At 33.4% G+C, this 15,716-nt stretch carries 22 protein-coding genes; 16 read left to right on the forward strand and 6 right to left on the reverse strand.

Going from position 1 to position 15,716, the window contains the following annotated elements; translation table 11 throughout:
- The first annotated feature begins 17 nt into the window (after positions 1–17).
- The 3 genes from hypF to D1866_RS08175 are packed head-to-tail and all read left to right on the forward strand — an operon-like array spanning position 18 to position 2,748.
- The gene (hypF, locus tag D1866_RS08165) at positions 18–2,252 is read left to right on the forward strand and encodes a carbamoyltransferase HypF (protein WP_152943178.1); all 2,235 of its coding nucleotides are present in this window, start codon (positions 18–20) and stop codon (positions 2,250–2,252) included.
- Positions 2,249–2,536: a hydrogenase maturation protease gene (locus D1866_RS08170; RefSeq protein WP_152943176.1), complete on the forward strand. Its 288-nt coding sequence runs from the start codon at positions 2,249–2,251 to the stop codon at positions 2,534–2,536. Before hypF ends, D1866_RS08170 begins: the two co-directional genes overlap by 4 nt.
- Positions 2,533–2,748, forward strand: a complete 216-nt coding sequence (locus D1866_RS08175) for a hypothetical protein (RefSeq protein WP_152943174.1) — start codon at positions 2,533–2,535, stop codon at positions 2,746–2,748. Before D1866_RS08170 ends, D1866_RS08175 begins: the two co-directional genes overlap by 4 nt.
- A gap of 30 nt (positions 2,749–2,778) precedes the next feature.
- Here the strand turns inward: D1866_RS08175 and D1866_RS08180 are convergent, their stop codons facing one another.
- The 3 genes from D1866_RS08180 to D1866_RS08190 all read right to left on the reverse strand — a co-directional run bounded on the left by D1866_RS08180 (position 2,779) and on the right by D1866_RS08190 (position 4,922).
- Entirely contained in the window at positions 2,779–3,072 is a 294-nt protein-coding gene (locus D1866_RS08180; RefSeq protein WP_231136279.1) for a PaREP1 family protein, read from the reverse strand.
- 25 nt (positions 3,073–3,097) lie between these two features.
- Positions 3,098–3,427: a PaREP1 family protein gene (locus D1866_RS08185; protein WP_231136453.1), complete on the reverse strand. Its 330-nt coding sequence runs from the start codon at positions 3,425–3,427 to the stop codon at positions 3,098–3,100.
- 379 nt (positions 3,428–3,806) lie between these two features.
- A complete protein-coding gene (locus D1866_RS08190) occupies positions 3,807–4,922 on the reverse strand; it encodes a PhoH family protein (protein WP_152943170.1) in 1,116 nt (371 codons plus the stop codon).
- Positions 4,923–5,768: 846 nt separating this feature from the next.
- Here D1866_RS08190 and D1866_RS08195 point away from each other — a divergent pair.
- The 8 genes from D1866_RS08195 (at position 5,769) to D1866_RS08235 (ending at position 12,264) form a co-directional block, all read left to right on the forward strand.
- The gene (locus D1866_RS08195; protein ID WP_152943168.1) at positions 5,769–6,341 is read left to right on the forward strand and encodes a methyltransferase domain-containing protein; all 573 of its coding nucleotides are present in this window, start codon (positions 5,769–5,771) and stop codon (positions 6,339–6,341) included.
- Between the two features lie 390 nt (positions 6,342–6,731).
- Positions 6,732–7,868 carry an MFS transporter gene (locus tag D1866_RS08205; protein ID WP_152943165.1) on the forward strand — a complete coding sequence of 379 codons (1,137 nt, stop codon included), beginning with the start codon at positions 6,732–6,734 and terminating at the stop codon, positions 7,866–7,868.
- Positions 7,869–8,261: 393 nt separating this feature from the next.
- The gene (locus tag D1866_RS08210) at positions 8,262–8,405 is read left to right on the forward strand and encodes a hypothetical protein (RefSeq protein WP_152943163.1); all 144 of its coding nucleotides are present in this window, start codon (positions 8,262–8,264) and stop codon (positions 8,403–8,405) included.
- Between the two features lie 114 nt (positions 8,406–8,519).
- Positions 8,520–8,852 carry a NifB/NifX family molybdenum-iron cluster-binding protein gene (locus D1866_RS08215; RefSeq protein WP_152943212.1) on the forward strand — a complete coding sequence of 111 codons (333 nt, stop codon included), beginning with the start codon at positions 8,520–8,522 and terminating at the stop codon, positions 8,850–8,852.
- Between the two features lie 23 nt (positions 8,853–8,875).
- On the forward strand, positions 8,876–9,580 hold the full coding sequence (locus D1866_RS08220; RefSeq protein ID WP_152943161.1) for a creatininase family protein: 705 nt from the start codon (positions 8,876–8,878) through the stop codon (positions 9,578–9,580).
- A 149-nt stretch (positions 9,581–9,729) separates the two neighbouring features.
- The gene (locus tag D1866_RS08225; protein ID WP_152943159.1) at positions 9,730–10,371 is read left to right on the forward strand and encodes a hypothetical protein; all 642 of its coding nucleotides are present in this window, start codon (positions 9,730–9,732) and stop codon (positions 10,369–10,371) included.
- Positions 10,331–10,855: a hypothetical protein gene (locus D1866_RS08230; RefSeq protein WP_152943157.1), complete on the forward strand. Its 525-nt coding sequence runs from the start codon at positions 10,331–10,333 to the stop codon at positions 10,853–10,855. Before D1866_RS08225 ends, D1866_RS08230 begins: the two co-directional genes overlap by 41 nt.
- Positions 10,843–12,264, forward strand: a complete 1,422-nt coding sequence (locus D1866_RS08235; RefSeq protein ID WP_152943155.1) for a hypothetical protein — start codon at positions 10,843–10,845, stop codon at positions 12,262–12,264. The genes D1866_RS08230 and D1866_RS08235 overlap by 13 nt, the downstream gene beginning before the upstream one ends.
- Before the next feature lie 68 nt (positions 12,265–12,332).
- Here the strand turns inward: D1866_RS08235 and D1866_RS08240 are convergent, their stop codons facing one another.
- Both D1866_RS08240 and D1866_RS08245 read right to left on the reverse strand, forming a co-directional pair.
- A complete protein-coding gene (locus D1866_RS08240) occupies positions 12,333–12,731 on the reverse strand; it encodes a PIN domain-containing protein (RefSeq protein ID WP_152943153.1) in 399 nt (132 codons plus the stop codon).
- Complete coding sequence (locus D1866_RS08245; RefSeq protein WP_152943151.1) at positions 12,715–12,957, reverse strand: AbrB/MazE/SpoVT family DNA-binding domain-containing protein; 243 nt, start codon at positions 12,955–12,957, stop codon at positions 12,715–12,717. The genes D1866_RS08240 and D1866_RS08245 overlap by 17 nt, the downstream gene beginning before the upstream one ends.
- Positions 12,958–13,266: 309 nt before the next feature.
- Between D1866_RS08245 and D1866_RS13125 the strand changes: the two genes are divergently transcribed.
- The 5 genes from D1866_RS13125 to D1866_RS13475 all read left to right on the forward strand — a co-directional run bounded on the left by D1866_RS13125 (position 13,267) and on the right by D1866_RS13475 (position 14,994).
- Positions 13,267–13,587 carry a hypothetical protein gene (locus D1866_RS13125; protein WP_152943149.1) on the forward strand — a complete coding sequence of 107 codons (321 nt, stop codon included), beginning with the start codon at positions 13,267–13,269 and terminating at the stop codon, positions 13,585–13,587.
- Between the two features lie 96 nt (positions 13,588–13,683).
- Entirely contained in the window at positions 13,684–13,920 is a 237-nt protein-coding gene (locus D1866_RS13465) for an ATP cone domain-containing protein (RefSeq protein ID WP_231136280.1), read from the forward strand.
- Positions 13,898–14,251: a hypothetical protein gene (locus tag D1866_RS13470; protein ID WP_231136281.1), complete on the forward strand. Its 354-nt coding sequence runs from the start codon at positions 13,898–13,900 to the stop codon at positions 14,249–14,251. Before D1866_RS13465 ends, D1866_RS13470 begins: the two co-directional genes overlap by 23 nt.
- 156 nt (positions 14,252–14,407) lie before the next feature.
- Positions 14,408–14,635 (forward strand): VapB-type antitoxin, encoded by a 228-nt coding sequence (locus D1866_RS08255; RefSeq protein WP_155861128.1) that lies wholly within the window; start codon positions 14,408–14,410, stop codon positions 14,633–14,635.
- 68 nt (positions 14,636–14,703) lie between these two features.
- Positions 14,704–14,994: a PIN domain-containing protein gene (locus D1866_RS13475; RefSeq protein WP_269199656.1), complete on the forward strand. Its 291-nt coding sequence runs from the start codon at positions 14,704–14,706 to the stop codon at positions 14,992–14,994.
- An 88-nt stretch (positions 14,995–15,082) separates the two neighbouring features.
- On the opposite strand, the gene D1866_RS08265 is transcribed toward D1866_RS13475, so the two are convergent.
- Positions 15,083–15,487, reverse strand: a complete 405-nt coding sequence (locus tag D1866_RS08265) for a hypothetical protein (RefSeq protein ID WP_170254147.1) — start codon at positions 15,485–15,487, stop codon at positions 15,083–15,085.
- Positions 15,488–15,716 lie beyond the last annotated feature (229 nt).

Genomic DNA, 15,716 nt, shown 5'->3' on the forward strand with positions numbered 1-15,716 from the left:
AATGAGAGACTACTATTATGAAGGCTTATAGAATACTTATCTCTGGCATCGTACAAGGCGTAGGTTTTAGACCATTCATATATAGAATAGCTGTAAAATCTAATGTTTATGGCTATGTAAAAAATTTGGGCGGAAGCGAAGTAGAAGTTAAGATAATAGGCAGGGAAGAAAACATAAGCAAGTTCTTTTCCCTGCTTTTCTCTAAAATTCCACCACCAGCTAAAATTGAAAAAATATTGATAGAAGAAGAAAATATCCAAGACATACACGAGTTTAAAATTTTGCCTAGCGGCAACGTAGTAAATGAACCTAGTCAAATACCTCCAGACCTATCAATATGCGACGATTGTTTAAGAGAGATTTTGAATCCTAAAGATAGACGATATAAATATCCCTTCAATAGTTGTGCCTATTGCGGACCAAGGTATTCAATGCTTTATAAAATTCCTTATGATAGAGAAAACACTGCTATGAGAGATTTTCCCTTGTGTGATAAATGTAAGGCAGAATATGAAGATCCCGAAAACGAGAGACGATTTGATGCACAGGGAATAAGTTGTCCTATTTGCGGCCCGAAAGTTTTCCTTTCCACAATTGATGGAGAAATAATACAAGACAAAGATCCCATAGCTACTGCCGCTAAGCTTATTGAGGAAGGGTATATTTTGGCAATAAAAGGAATAGGAGGTTTTCACATTGCAGCTAATCCATTTGACGATGACGTTGTGATAAAACTAAGAGAAAGGAAAAACAGACCTCAACAGCCTTTTGCACTAATGGCTTTATCCGTAGACGTTATTAAAAAATACGCTGAAGTAAGCCAATTAGAAGAAGAATTACTAAAATCCTTAGAGAGACCTATAGTATTACTCAAGAAGAAGGAGTATTCAGAAATTTCCAAGTACGTATCTCCTTACCTAGATAGAGAAGGATTCTTCTTATATTATACTGGATTGCATTATTTACTACTCGACAATCTTAAGGAAAAAATATCAATAATGACGAGCGGAAATAAGCACGCCTTACCAATGTGCACCGATGAGGAATGCGTGAAAACTAAATTAAAGGGAGTTGTGGATTATGTTTTATATCATAATAGAAAAATTGTAAATAGAGTTGATGACAGCGTGATAAGAATATCTGCAGGGAGAATTATGTTCCTCAGGAGGAGCAGAGGGTATGCCCCTACATGGATAAGAATAAAGAAAAAATTGAGAAAAGTTGCAGTAGCGGTTGGCGCAGAACTGCAGAACGTTGGTGCTGTAGCTTTCGACGATAAGGTTATCCTTACTCAATACATAGGTGACACCGACGAGTTAAACACTCTTGAAGATCTGGAAAAATATATAAAGTTCTTCTTAAATACCTACCATCTAACTCCTCAAGTTATAATAGCAGATAAGAATCCGGCATACCAAAGTACTAGACTTGCTTCAAAACTTTCAGAAGAATACTCAGCAGAGCTGGTACAAGTGCAACATCACTTAGCTCACGGACTAAGCGCCATGGCTGAGTATGGCCTCCAAGAGGCTGTAGGAATAATAATTGATGGCATTGGTTACGGAGACGACGGTAACGGATGGGGCGGAGAGGTAATCAACATAAAAGATCATGGAGAAAAATATTCAAGAGAATATCATTTAAAATATGTACCTTATACCGGTGGAGACATAAATTCGTTAAAACCTGATAGAATGCTAGCACTATTTCTCTCAACTTTTATGGATTGGAACGAAATTCGAAATTATGTCAAATTAAATGATATGGAACTAAAAGTATTAGAGTATCAAACGAGGAAAAACAGATTATTTACCTCAAGTACAGGAAGATTTTTGGACTCAGTCTCGGCTTTACTAGATATTTGTCATTATAGAACTTACGAAGGAGAACCGGCAATAAAGCTTGAGGCCTTTGCAAGAAACGGTAAGTTACTAGATTTCGAGTTTCCAATAATTAATAACGAAATAGACACAACGTCGGCATTTAAGTGGATAATTGAAAACGGAATTCAAGATAAGCCAAGTATTGCGTATACTATACAATACAAATTAGGAAAAGCGTTAGTTCAAGCCGCTTTGAAGCTTAATCCAGAAAAAATAGTAGTATCTGGTGGAGCATCAGTTAATGAGTATATACTAAAAGGCATGATAGAAAATTCCGAGGGAGTCGAAATACTTACTCAATCTAAAGTACCGCCTGGAGATGGAGGAATAGCATTGGGACAAGTCTATTACATCAGTGAGGAAAAATGAAAGTCATAATAGGAGTAGGAAATATTTTTATGAAAGACGATGGTTGCGGAAGCTTTATAGCCCAAGCATTAGACGGATTAATTCCAATAGATGTTAAAGACTTGGGAATGGGAAGTTTATCTATCATAGATGATATAAGGGATTATGATGAAATAATCATTATTGATGCAGCGGATATAGATAGTGACGTAGAAGTTTTCGAAATAAAAACTGAATTAGAAGATGAAATTCCTCAAGCAGTGATTTCAATGTCTTTAGGTGGCTCCCACTCCATGTCTATGTGAGATTTACAATCTTAAATTCTGATGGCAAAAATAGAAAAATTATTGTAATAGGCTGCAAGCCAAAGGAAATCAATGTAGGATATGGTTTAAGCGAAGAAATGATTAAAAACGGATTAAAAGTAATAGAAAAATTGAAAGAATTTATAGATTTTGACGAGGAGGAGGCAAAGAAACGATTTCTTTCAATTATACGACAAATTACGAACCAATAATGTAACAAACTTGGAGAAAGCGAATAACATTTATATTCTATTTGAAATTACTTTGATTATACTAGCCAAAGTCTTTACTTCACGTAGGTTCATTCTTTCCTCATGAAAGCAATCGGTATGCAATTTCCAAGCGGCCTTCCAGATATCTTTTAGCTCGACTTTCTTTTTAACGACTTTAAACAAAAGTTCAGATTCCCAATAGTTTTTTGCGTTTACTTGATTTAATATTTCACTCATATTATCTACAATAGCTATATACTTTAGAAAATCCTCCGTGGCTTTATAATATTTTTCACAAGCATCAACTAAATCTCCCTTATTCAAAAACTCATCAGCTTCCTCCAAATATTTAAGAATTAAATTTCTCATTTGCAAGGTTGACAAGCTCAACCACATCTTGCCTATACATTTTTATTAATTCTGCATCAAGCTCTTTCCTTGCAGTATAAAGTAATGAAGCTCCCGCCCAATAAGAGATTATATTATCTCCTAAAATTTCAGCAAGCTTAGTTACTATATCCTCTATATTATCACCGTGAATGTTATATTTATATGCTAAGAGTATTATGGACTCTCTTGCAGCTTTATAATATTTTTCACAAGCATCAACTAAATCTCCCTTATTCAAAAACTCATCAGCTTCCTCCAAATATATTTCTGCTGAAGTTCTAATTAACATCAAGTAGTATATTTGCCTACTTACCTTAAAATAAATAATGGAAATCTACAACTTAGGACTATTCTGACTCCACCCCACCCTGGAAGGGTGAGGGTTCCTCTGTGAGCGGTTCATCGTTCCCACCATCTATTCGGGCTTATATCGCAGTCGGGGTAGTCAGAGAGCCCCAGAAAGGGAACTTTCATCGTATAGCTCTAGTCCCTTGAAGGGAGATACTGGTTGCTCCTCCCTCAGTCCCATTCAGCAAGGAGCGTCGTTAGCGTCACTAAAAGAGATATTTAAACTTTCATCATTCCCGCTCCTTCACGAGGCTTTCAATCTTCTGAAAAAATAAGAGTTACCGTTAAGATGGACAGTTCATGATATCTCAAAGTCTTTATTATTGATTTTCCTCGCTAGGCTGGATTACTCTAACTCCTACGTTAAACATTTGTTTAATTACGTATTCAACTAGCCTAATATTTACACCTTTCTGACCTATGAAGCCGCCAGACTCTTTCTTTAATCTCACTACGAGCTCGTTACCTTGAAAATCTACATCCTCAACGTGCTTAACTACCCAAGGTAAAGGATGCACCGCCCTTATTATATCCTTAAAGTCTAGTTTTAACTCCACCACTCTAACCCTCATCTTAGTATCGCTCTCTATTTCGTTAATCCTTTCTCCGCTTTTACCTATTAGTCTACCCGCGTTGCCCTCCTTTACTACTATCAACGCATCAGGGACGTGCTCCGAGGTTATATTAAGCTTTTTCTTCTCTTCTGAGAATTCAACCACAGTTATTATATCTGCATCCGGAGCGTGAATTTTTGCAGAATCCATTACCTTCTTTTCGGCTTCACTGAGCTTTCTGGACCTTAATTTATACTCCAGTAAAAGCCTTATTCCCCTCTTAGTCCCTGCCCTAACGATATCTTTTATTCCTAAGTCCACAACCTTTGCGTCTTTCTCGTTCAGTAACACTTCCCTTATAATTTCAGAAGAATCTGCCTCATTACTTAAAGTCTGGAAAACGGGGTCTCCGGCTATAATTAATCTTGAGTTCTTCCCTGCCCTTATGAACAGTTCTAGCACGCTTTCGGGCTTCATTAGCTGAACGTCATCTAAAAATATTATCGAATCGTTGAAAGACCTCCCTCTTAAGTACCTTGAATCGAGTACTTCTATCTTCCCAGAAGAGAACAGATCGTCTATAGTTTTCTCTTCCGCAAAACCGCCCAGAACGTCCTTTATGTAATCCTTTACCATATCTTCATACTTTTCATACTCTTTTCTGGTTAATTCTTCCTGAGTTACTACGTCAACTATGGGCTTTGCTACAATTAATTTTCTAAATTTACCTGAAGACACTGCATCAATACTGTAAGCTAATGAGAATAGGCTTTTCCCAGTTCCAGTGGGACCAAATACTCCTATAATATTATAATTGGAATTAGTAAGTGCATTAAGTAACTCTTCCTGGCCTTTACTCATAGGTTTGATTGACTCGAGCATATGATAATTTTTGAAGAAGGATTTTTGAGGTTAACTCATCGTGCACGTATCCCCGTGCACTCCCAATTAATTACTTGCATGGAGAAATATTTAAGCTTGCACGTGCTCGATCTTTTACTTCGTAGTTGAATTCCTTAAATAATGACTAAAGATGAGGTTCACGTAGCAATTGATGAGGCAGGAAATCTAAATGATGAAAACCGTTTATAATTTCAGTAGTTTTAATTAACGATATAAACTGTTACCTAAATTTATACGAGGAAGCAATAAAGGATGCACAAAGGCTCACGGGCAAGAATATAAAATATTTTAAATGATCTGAAGATTCACCTAAGCAATTCAAGCTATGGAAGGACGTTAAAGGATTTTTCGTGAACAAGGTATTAAATAACCAACCGAGAATCTCATTAATTATAAAGAAGATAAATGAAACAAAATTAAGTAAGTACTCGGCGAAAATTTACGGAGAGATATTGGGCTTGCATCTAAGGAAATACGTAGCAGGCAAGAGCATCGTTGTTCATTATGATAGAACTCCTATATTGAGAGAAAGTGATAAACAATGCATTATCATTAATTTCCATAAATGGTGGCTAAAGTCCTTAGAGTCGATTTTACCGATCATGATAAATGCAAATTAATTCATTCTGCAGACTCTCTGACATAGTAAGAGAGCATATAATGAAAAATGAACTTAAAGAAGAATATAGACAAAGAGTGGAAGAATATTTTAATATTGTAATCAAAAATTTCAAAATAAAGGAGGTAAACATTAAACACTATCAATAGTCAGAAAGTGAAGTAGTATTTATCATAATTTATAAATTTAAGATATCATAATTAACTATGTCATCTATTTTTGACAGCATAAATTCCTGGAATTACAGACCTTTTAGAAGAATGGGAGTCACAATCTGCGAAGAACTGAGGATAGGTAAACTCGTTTCATCAATAATAAAGAGGATCAATCCTAAAAAAGTCCTGGAAATAGGTTGCGGTAACTGTTTAGTTACGTTAAGCGTTGAGAAAGAGACAAAAATTCCTTCCCTAATTTCAATAGAAGTATGGAACGAGGAAATTACAGACAAGGAAGTTAAGGATTATTTAAAAGGTGAGGATTACAATTTAGTGGAGAACTTGTTTCCTTTACCTTTTAAAGAGAAAAGCTTCGATTTAGCTTATTCTGTCCTTTATTTTTATAATAAAATAAGAAAGGAAAGAAACGACTTAGCCAATGAGGTAAGCAAAGTAATAAAGGATAACGGATATTTCATACTTATTGAACCAGAGATTGTTAGGAACATAAGGAAAGATTTCTTTAATGCAGGGTTTTCTGAAGTCGAATATCATGTAGACCAAGGAATATTCTTCTCACTAATGAAGAAAGTTGATACTAACATTCAAAGGAGCATTACGTGATAAGGTCTTGGTATTCCCAGCACTCGCATATTAGGGGTCGGACTTTCATTGAGGTTTCATGAATTTGTATTTAACCCCTCGTCCTCATACCCCTTGTCCGGCTCCCTATGCCATCTACGGGAGCGGTAGTTAAACCACTCCCTTCGAGGACATGGGAAGCCTCATCGAACCCATCCTCCCCCTCACATTGCTCCTCGAGTTCACTGTAGGGCCCTCTTCTACATGTTAGTATGTAACGGAAAAATTATAAACTTTCGTTAAGGGATAGTTAGGAATGTTGAATGACAACAAATGGCATTAATTTCACGGCTTATCTGAAACTGTTGACAACGGCAATAACCATAAACAGACTGGGAAAACGATATATCTTTTATTCTATGATATATCTTTATGAACAGAAGAACGCTAACCTATGCAGTTATAATAGTTATTATAACTTTCTCATTAAGGGCTTCAAATAATATGATAATTACGACTTTACCGCTCATTGCAAAGTACTATTTCCACTTTTCCAGCATTTTAATAGGGGTAATCTCTTCTTTAGCAATGCTCTCAGCTTTTATAGCTAGTGGGTTAATCAACTCAAGGCTTACGTCTTCTATAAGGAGAAAAGCGTTCATAACGTCTGCCATAATTTACTCAACGGCCTTCCCTTTATTTTACTTTTCAAATCCTTACAACGTTTGGTTGCTTACTTCCCTTGTAGGCTTCTCTTTAGGCATGATAATGCCTAACATAATCACATCTGCTGGACTTTTTCAAGATCAAAGAACCAGGGAAAGAATGCTCTCACTTTATACACTAGCTTTAAGTACTTCACTCATCATAGGGCCTTTAATAGAGTCAGCAATACTTCTTAAGTTTACTTTATTCCAAGCTTTCCTATTTTTCTCAATACTTCCGGCATTAGTTGCAATATCTTCTTTCCTAGTTAAATTTCCGGAAGAGGAAGAAAACGAAAGAGTAAAAGTAAAGGTTTGGAAGAACCCTGGCTTTAGAATATCAATACTCCTTAATTTAATGTATGCATTACCTTTTGGTACTCTTACCACTTTCGGAGGAATTTATGCGGTAGACTCATTTCACGCATCTTATTCCTTGGCGACTGCATTATTCGGAATGTTCTTTGCGACTTCCTTTTTAGGTAGGTTGATGATGACTATATTGCCTCCAAGAGATCTAGGGTTGCCAATATGGATTTCGGCTAGTTTAACTATAATAGGCTTATCTGCAATTTTCTTATCAAATTCTCTCATCCTTTACATAATCGCGTTAATAATACTAGGAATACCTCACGGCCTGACTTACCCCACTTCACTAATTGCACTAACAAGAAGCTTTCCTGAGGAAGAAAGGAATGTCGCCAATAGTTATTTTTCAGCTACGATGACTGCCTTTACTTCCTTCGTACCTATAATTATCTCAACTATAGTGAACTCTATAGGAATAAGGTATTCGTTTGCTTTGCTAATACCAGTATCTTTAGCATTCTTCATTGGAGTATTATGGAATGAAAGGTCTATCTGACGATTATCGGCTAAGATATTATCCTAATTAATGATTTTCTCTTATGAAACTTATTATTATCTTAGAGTTGATAGAAATACATAGAAAATTGATATCATTTTAAGAGATTTAATGCCTTCAATAAGTTAAACAGTATAGAATTTATTGATTTTTTTCAAATTAACTCAATATAATGAGAAGTAAGCTAAACTCGAGAAATGCTAGAGGAATTAAGCAACTTTATGAAACTTAGCCTTTAGAATTAACTATCGCCTATCTACGAATTTAAGAGATTATTTTAGAATTACTGTCAGCGAACTATTGATAAAATCTATTATCATTATTTCAGATATGTTCTTGAGAAAATTAATAGAAATCAAAGGAAATCTTCCATGATGAATAACATAAGAAATCTTGTATACTTTATCTCCTAAGCATAAGATTGCGTCGTTCCCTGCATGCAATGTCACAGATCCAATAACAGTAGAAAACTTTTCAACCTTAGAAGGACTTAAGGATAATTCACTTGCTATATTAGCAGGGATAGCTATATCATAGCCTATAAATCCAGTATCTATTTTAAAGCTAGTTTGAAATAACTTCCTAACATTATTTTATAACCTTTTAGATGAATATTAACACGTGATAATCTGCACTACAGTTAACGATAGCATGAAATTTGAAATTTTCTCCAAAGCGAAATACCTAGTATTAATGAATGAAAATGGAGAAATTATAGAAAAAAGAAATAATCCTGCACTCAACTCTCCAATGAAAAGACCTGCTGTTGCTAAAGAATGCGTAGAGCTTAAGGCAAACGAAGTTATAGCTCCTCACGGTTCATTATGCTTCCCTTCATATAGGATATTAAAGAAGGCAGGAATAAAGATGTTAATAGCAAATCCAGGAGAGGACTTAAGAATTAGCAACTTAAAAGAGGTAAATATGAAGGAAGTGATATACTCCAGCTTTTTAGCAATGAAAGAAAGAATAACAGAACATTAAAGCTTTCTCACTTTTAATATTCTATGCATTTACTTTACTCTACTAGGGATGAAGTTTTTAATAAAATTTCTTTACTCCCTGTTGGCAGTATTGAACAACATGGACCTCATTTACCAATGGGCACAGATGCAATTATTGCTGAAGAGATTGCTAAGAGAGTAGAGAGCGAATTTAAAGACGACGTGCTATTATTCCCTACAATTTATTATTCATGCTCTATCGAACATAGCGGCTTGCCTTATGTTGGAGTATCATATATTACATTCTATAACTACTTAGTAGAAGTAATAAAGAAGGCCTTAGAACTCTCGAAGGCAGTAATAATAGTTAATGCACACGGAGGAAACCAAGCTATTCTAGAAGTGGTAAAAAGGGAAATAAATCTAAATAGAGAAGATAACAAAAAGGAGAGTAATAATAACAAAAAAGTATACGTATTTTATCCTGACTATAATTTCTTTCAAGGCGAGGACTTGCATGCAGGAACTGTTGAGTCATCGGCTATAAAATATCTTTATCCATCCATTGTCAAAGAAAGCAAGGTTGGCAAAGATTTTTCAGTAAAAGAAGGAGTATTTGATACAATAACAACAGCAGAAGCTAATTCTCAAGGAATTATAAATATTGGAGAATTTAAAATTGATATAAATATTGGAGAGACATTTATAAGGCATAATATAAATAAATTAAAGGAATTGGTTCTTAAAATACTGAAAGAAAATAAATAAAAGGCATTTATTATTTTCTAATTATAGAAATTTTTTCATTTCATCTAAACTGGAACGCATACTATTTTTAAGTATTAATAGTGGAATAGCACATAAAGATCTTGAGCTAAAATGGTAAAAAAAAATTAATTATACCTATAATACTAATATTGATATCAATAATATTAGTGGAACTGATTCAATCATTTTCTTTTACTACAGTAGAAAATTTAAATGTAAATATGACGCATAGATTATCTGGTTGTAATTTTATACAACTGGTGCCCACTACGCAATATTATAACTACGTAGGATATAATAAAACTAGGCTAATATATTGTAATTTGTGGTATTTCAATATAAGAGGCTTGGAAGTAAACGTAATAACTACTCCTAAGTGCATGATAATAATAAGTAATCAAAGTATATTAGCAATAGGTTACATAGTTCCGGGCTATTATAAGGAAATTTCAGTAGATTATTCCTATAATTTACAAGGAGCTTTTGGAGTCTTCTTAAAGATATTCTGCTATACTGGAGGATGTATGCAAGAGAATATGTTAAATTCTATAGTAATAGCGTTTTATAAGCCACCTACTGCTCATCCGCCTGATGCAGTATTTTGTTATAATGTTACTTTCCCAGTTATAATAAATGGTACAGAAACTAGTGTTGGGTTTGGAGTTTATAAAAGTCCAGTACACTTATTTTATATACCTTATAGGTCTCTTTTCGGTAACATAACATTATACGTTAATTACTTTACTGAAAATGCTGGATATAATAAACCTTACTTTAATAGGAATATTTAACCATGCAGCAGTTTCTACAGAAAAAGGTGCAGTAGCTAAAGCTATAGTATACAATTGGTTTATAATACAATGCCGTAAAGTTCCAACACCTCCTATGCCGATAATTTTAAAGAATGGCCTACTTCATGTTAATGACAAAACTTACGTTGCTCAAAACTCTAGAATTATGATACCCAAAATAATAAATTGCATCAAAGCTGTATCAAATTGTAGCAATTCATTAGCTTACGTTGAAAGTAACTTTAGTACAGTAAGAATGGAATTTTGTATAATTAACGGAGAGAACTTCTTCGGGGCTAAAATATCCTCTAGTTCAATGGTGTACATGTTCTTATACTCCTCAGTAGAGAAGAATAGCTCTTGTGTAGTTTATATTCCTTTGATAGTTAACGGTAAGACAGAAATTGTAAAGTTTTACGAAATTAAATGCGGGGACATTATCTATCTATATCCTCAAAATAATATTGAAGGATGCGTTACATAAACTTCAAGGTATTGGAGACATATTTCCATCTTACAGAAGTTAAAGGAATATCAATAGGAGACGTATATCCAGGTTGCTCAATTAATTTTGTTATGTCTTATCAAGAGGTTTCTCCTATAAAAGCTAAAATTAGAGTGAATTCTGAGGTACCATTCTATTATATAAACGGAACTAAGTATTATACTAACGAAACTTATCAAGTTTGTGTTCCTGCAATTATATGTATTCCAAATAACTTAACTGTAGATTTAACTAGGTATTTGCTGAAATGCGTTAAAATTTGCAATTTAACTTTACCCGATAAGCTTATCTTAGGCTGTGGATGTTATAATATCACTGCTAATTACAATATTCAATATTACTTATCAGTTCCATTTAATTTAACGGGTTACGTAAACGGTGAAAAAACTATCATTTCGTCTGGGTGGTATAATGCCGGTGAAGTAATTCAAATTGAGAATACAACCTACTATCCTTGCGAATATGAGAGATATATTATTACGTCCATTAAACCTTCCTCAACTTTCGTAATTAATTCCCCTATTAACGTCAGCGTTTCCTTTATTGTACAATTTTACATATGTGTTAAAAGTAACATTACACTTCATGCCTTAATCAACGGAACAAATAATACTCTAACCTCTGGGTGGTATAATGCAGGCGATGTTATTCATGTAGAGAACATAACTTATTACTCTTGCCCATTTACTAGATTTATCTTGATTAGTGTTAATCCTGCCACTTCGTTTACTTTAGATTCTCATATGGTAATTACAGCCAATTGGTTAGAGCAATTCTACGTAAGTGTTAACTGCGAAACTATAGCTATAATAAACTGCCGTAATTCAACATTTAAATCAGGTTATTATAACGACGGAACTACAATTAAAATTAATCAATATCAATATATAAATTCTACAGAAAGACTCTTAATACTAATGGTTTCACCAAAGAATTATTGTATAGTTGTTAATAGCCCAATCAACGTTACGTTATCTAAAATACTCCAATATTACGTATGTATAGTATTACCTAATGGGACAATAAAAGGATGGTTCAATGCAAACTCCACGATAACATTACCGCAGAAGATAGAAGTTAATGGAGTAACTTACGTACTTAAGGGAAGTAACCAAATAGTCATCTCTCATCCTGGAGTAATTAAACCATGTTACTTAGTTCAACAATGTACAAGTACTACCACCAGTACTTCAACTACTAGTAGCACTACAAGTACGGAAAGTACGACGACAACATCTACTACGTTAACATCAACAATTCCTTCTACAATGTCCCAAAGCGCACCATCACAAATAACACATGTGTCGACGTCTGTTTACTTACCAATAGTCATAAGCGTAATGGTAGCTATAGTAATAGGAGCTGCAATATTAATAAAGAGGAAGTAACGTTAACTTAGCAATTATCTAGCTCAAAGTCGAAATTATATTCTCTTTTTTCTTCTTTCTTTTTAGCTTTATAATTTATCTATTACTATATTCTCTTTATCAAGTTCTTTTAGCCTTTTATCTAAGGAGAGAAACTTTAGATTATAAGCCTTTGCAGTATAATAAATTATCATGTCTATCAAGTCGTTATGCCTTCTGTCATTTACTGCATTAATGTATGCTGAAATGGGTATTTTTAATAAATGGTATGTTTTAAACACGCTCTTCAAACCAGTTCTTACAATTTTAAAATCCACATTATTACCTTCTTTTAATAACCTTCTAATTATCCACATTGCTTCTAGCAAAGATAATTCTGTGTAATATATTTCGTGCTTATCGAATTCCTTTATTAAATTTAGTACGCTTTCTCCAACATCTATACCTAAAGCAGGTAATATAAAACTTGTGTCAATTAGAATTTTCATATTTGTTTTGCTCTTCTTCGCTTATTTTTTCTATTTCATCTAAAGATATTTTAGCAAATTTCTTACCTTTTAATGAAAGCAGTATCGCATTATCTTGCTCTAAAATTATCTTATTATCCTTAACTCTTAAAGACAAAATATCGCCATCCTTTATGTTAAGTTCCTCTGCTACAGCTTTAGGAATATGAATAGTCAATTTCTTGCCCACACGTACTTTAGTTTTCATAATATGAAATAAGTCTGACTAATATAAAAATATTCACCCTATTGTATGTGCACTTTCTACAAGGGGCATTAGAAAAACTTTATAAGACGTAACAATTTTCTTATCTTGTGAAAAGTAGGATAGTAATATTTATTTCTATATTAATAATTTCATTAATAACTATAATATATGCATATAATGCATATTGTTATTATCATATTGAACAACAATATGAACCTATAATTAGCTCCTTAAATGCAGGCCGTACGATAAGTGAATCCAATTGTTCAAATGGAATTAAATTAACTGCGACATTTGCTGTTCTTAACAATGGGCTCGTGTTATTTAATAATATGCATAATCAATGTCGGAGATAGAGTTGTAAACTATACTTTCACTATAAACCTGTATCAGCTCAGTGGTAATTACTGTGAGCTTGGACAGAAATTAGTATACTTCAGTATATATAATAATTCCGAGTGCTTCGATTTATTTCCAATACTTCCTGGAAGTACTGCAATATTCTTCCAAAATACGACTATCCACATTTATCCTGGAGAACGTCTAGTTTACTATTACGAAATTAAGGGATATTACCAATCATCATTATCATACAAGTTTGTACCATTTCCCCAGGAAATTATACTATAAAAGTTTATGATGTATTTAACCAACAAGCTACTCTACATGTTCAATTAAGATGAGCTTCATGTAAAAATATATTCTTCTTTTGTTGTAATACATTTTATGACTAAAGTAATTAAGAGATCAGGAGAAGAGGAAGAATACCTCTCAGATAAGCTTTATAATGCATTAATAAGGGCGGGTGCATCAGATGAAGTTGCAAAGGAAATCGTAAAAGAGATCGACGAACGGGTTAAGGAGAGAGAAAAGATTTCAACAGACGAAATAAGGAGATACGTTTTAACTAGGTTACAACAACTTGAGCCTGAAGTAGCAGATGCGTGGCCAGTTCTACGATAGAGTATTTAAAGGAAGAATAACCTTTGAGAACGGTAAGGCAATAGTTGTTGATAAAGGAAAACTGTACTTAGGTAGGAAAGTTAAGGATTTTAACGGTAAAGGACTTGAAAACGCAGAGCAAGTTAAGGAAATTCTGGATGAGCTTAAAGAGGACATGGACTACGGCCTTAGTCCCAAAGTTATTAACGCAAGGCTTTATGCATTATTTATGGGCGTACTTCACAAGAAGGATATGCCAGAAAGCGAGAAGGAGAAAGCTATAAAATACATTAACGATTTCAGGGAAAGTTTAGGCTGGAAGCCTTATGAGCTAAAGTATCCTTTACAATAATCTCCTTTCTTTTTATTCTTACTTACATTATTGCTTCTAACATGTTCTGGAATTAATAGTAATAATCAAGGAAAGAGAATATTGAAATTAATACTACGAGCCCGTAATTAGCGATATAACAAATCTTTATAATTCAATAAAATTAAATAATTATATGTGAAATCGACTATAACTGTCAATAAAGAGGTTAAGGAACTCTTAGAGAGGAAAAAGAAGGAGTTGGAAATTAAATTAAATAAACCACTAAGCTGGGATGATTTCTTTAAGTATATATTTACGGAAAGAGAAGAAAAAATGCCAAAACTAAGCTACGAGGAGGCTGAAATTCTTAAGAGGATAGTTGAGGAGGATAGAAAGAATTGGAAAACAAGGGAATTTGCGTAGATACTGATATTTTAATAGATGCGTTTAAAAGTGATGTTAGAAAAATCATAGGTTATTATAATACATGAATTAATCTTTATGAGTTCTTAAGAGGATTAGCATTTATTGGAAAAGACCTGGATGAGTTTAAATTATGGATAGAGATTAATCTAAACGTTTTATGTATAGATAACAATTCCTTGAAAGTAGCTTCTAAAATTTATGCTGAATTAAGAAAGAAAGGAGAAATAATTGAAGACCCAGACTTATTAATAGCTTCTATATGTATAGCTAATAATCTACCTTTAATAACACATAATAAGAAACATTTTAAGAGATTAGAGAAATTCGGTTTAAAAGTTGTAGATAAGGTTGAATAATTCTAAAGAACTTCTCAAATATTACTGCAACAGATTACGAAATTGTAGAATTTTCCTAGATAAAAAGACAAGGAACTGCTATTAATTATCAGCCACGATTATATTTGGCTATTTTCCTCCTTAAAATAATTAATATCCAAAGTTCTATGATATCAGGGATTGGAATATAATAATAGACGGGATAAAACCAAGACCATGAATACGGAGGCTCTAACATCATAATCCAGTAAAACACATCTTCTGTTAACGAACCGTATACAAAATACCAAATAGTTAAGAGCGAGAAAAGTTTCCTCGAAGCTAAGTAAGACGGATAAAGGAATAATGCTGTATATAAAAATCTGTAGAAATATTGAGAAGCACAGTTATTAAGCGGCGACAATAATCCGTGCTTTGGATCCCAATCCATTCCTGCTTCTAACATGGCATAAAATAAGGAGAAGATAGTCATTATAATTATTCCTCTTTTATTTATTCCGTATTCAGTTTCCATAAGTTGGAACTATTAATATCTCAATTTAAACTTTTCTTATGAAAACTAAGGGCTTGTGAAAAGAGACCTAAGGACATTTTTATACATGCAAGACAAATAAATATCTATGTATGAAATATAAGATAGACAATTTAAATATAAGGGGCTATTCATCTCCGCTAGCATGTTTTCCTCCCCTTAACCCCTATTTTTGTAAATTTAATCTCTTCTCTTTTTTCCCACAATATTC

It is taken from the genome of Acidianus ambivalens (genome assembly GCF_009729015.1).
Lineage (GTDB): Archaea > Thermoproteota > Thermoprotei_A > Sulfolobales > Sulfolobaceae > Acidianus > Acidianus ambivalens.

What these genes read in the sequence shown, in the direction of transcription:
- D1866_RS08185 (WP_231136453.1), bottom strand. Translation starts at nt 3,427, where the DNA reads ATGTTAATTAGAACTTCAGCAGAAATATATTTGGAGGAAGCTGATGAG.
- D1866_RS08215 (WP_152943212.1), top strand. Translation starts at nt 8,520, where the DNA reads ATGAAATTTGAAATTTTCTCCAAAGCGAAATACCTAGTATTAATGAAT.
- D1866_RS08235 (WP_152943155.1), top strand. Translation starts at nt 10,843, where the DNA reads ATGCGTTACATAAACTTCAAGGTATTGGAGACATATTTCCATCTTACA.
- D1866_RS08170 (WP_152943176.1), top strand. Translation starts at nt 2,249, where the DNA reads ATGAAAGTCATAATAGGAGTAGGAAATATTTTTATGAAAGACGATGGT.
- D1866_RS08220 (WP_152943161.1), top strand. Translation starts at nt 8,876, where the DNA reads ATGCATTTACTTTACTCTACTAGGGATGAAGTTTTTAATAAAATTTCT.
- D1866_RS08230 (WP_152943157.1), top strand. Translation starts at nt 10,331, where the DNA reads ATGCTGGATATAATAAACCTTACTTTAATAGGAATATTTAACCATGCA.
- D1866_RS08265 (WP_170254147.1), bottom strand. Translation starts at nt 15,487, where the DNA reads ATGGAAACTGAATACGGAATAAATAAAAGAGGAATAATTATAATGACT.
- D1866_RS08190 (WP_152943170.1), bottom strand. Translation starts at nt 4,922, where the DNA reads ATGCTCGAGTCAATCAAACCTATGAGTAAAGGCCAGGAAGAGTTACTT.
- D1866_RS08245 (WP_152943151.1), bottom strand. Translation starts at nt 12,957, where the DNA reads ATGAAAACTAAAGTACGTGTGGGCAAGAAATTGACTATTCATATTCCT.
- D1866_RS13465 (WP_231136280.1), top strand. Translation starts at nt 13,684, where the DNA reads ATGACTAAAGTAATTAAGAGATCAGGAGAAGAGGAAGAATACCTCTCA.
- D1866_RS08205 (WP_152943165.1), top strand. Translation starts at nt 6,732, where the DNA reads ATGAACAGAAGAACGCTAACCTATGCAGTTATAATAGTTATTATAACT.
- D1866_RS08195 (WP_152943168.1), top strand. Translation starts at nt 5,769, where the DNA reads ATGTCATCTATTTTTGACAGCATAAATTCCTGGAATTACAGACCTTTT.
- hypF (WP_152943178.1), top strand. Translation starts at nt 18, where the DNA reads ATGAAGGCTTATAGAATACTTATCTCTGGCATCGTACAAGGCGTAGGT.
- D1866_RS13470 (WP_231136281.1), top strand. Translation starts at nt 13,898, where the DNA reads ATGCGTGGCCAGTTCTACGATAGAGTATTTAAAGGAAGAATAACCTTT.
- D1866_RS13125 (WP_152943149.1), top strand. Translation starts at nt 13,267, where the DNA reads ATGGGCTCGTGTTATTTAATAATATGCATAATCAATGTCGGAGATAGA.
- D1866_RS08240 (WP_152943153.1), bottom strand. Translation starts at nt 12,731, where the DNA reads ATGAAAATTCTAATTGACACAAGTTTTATATTACCTGCTTTAGGTATA.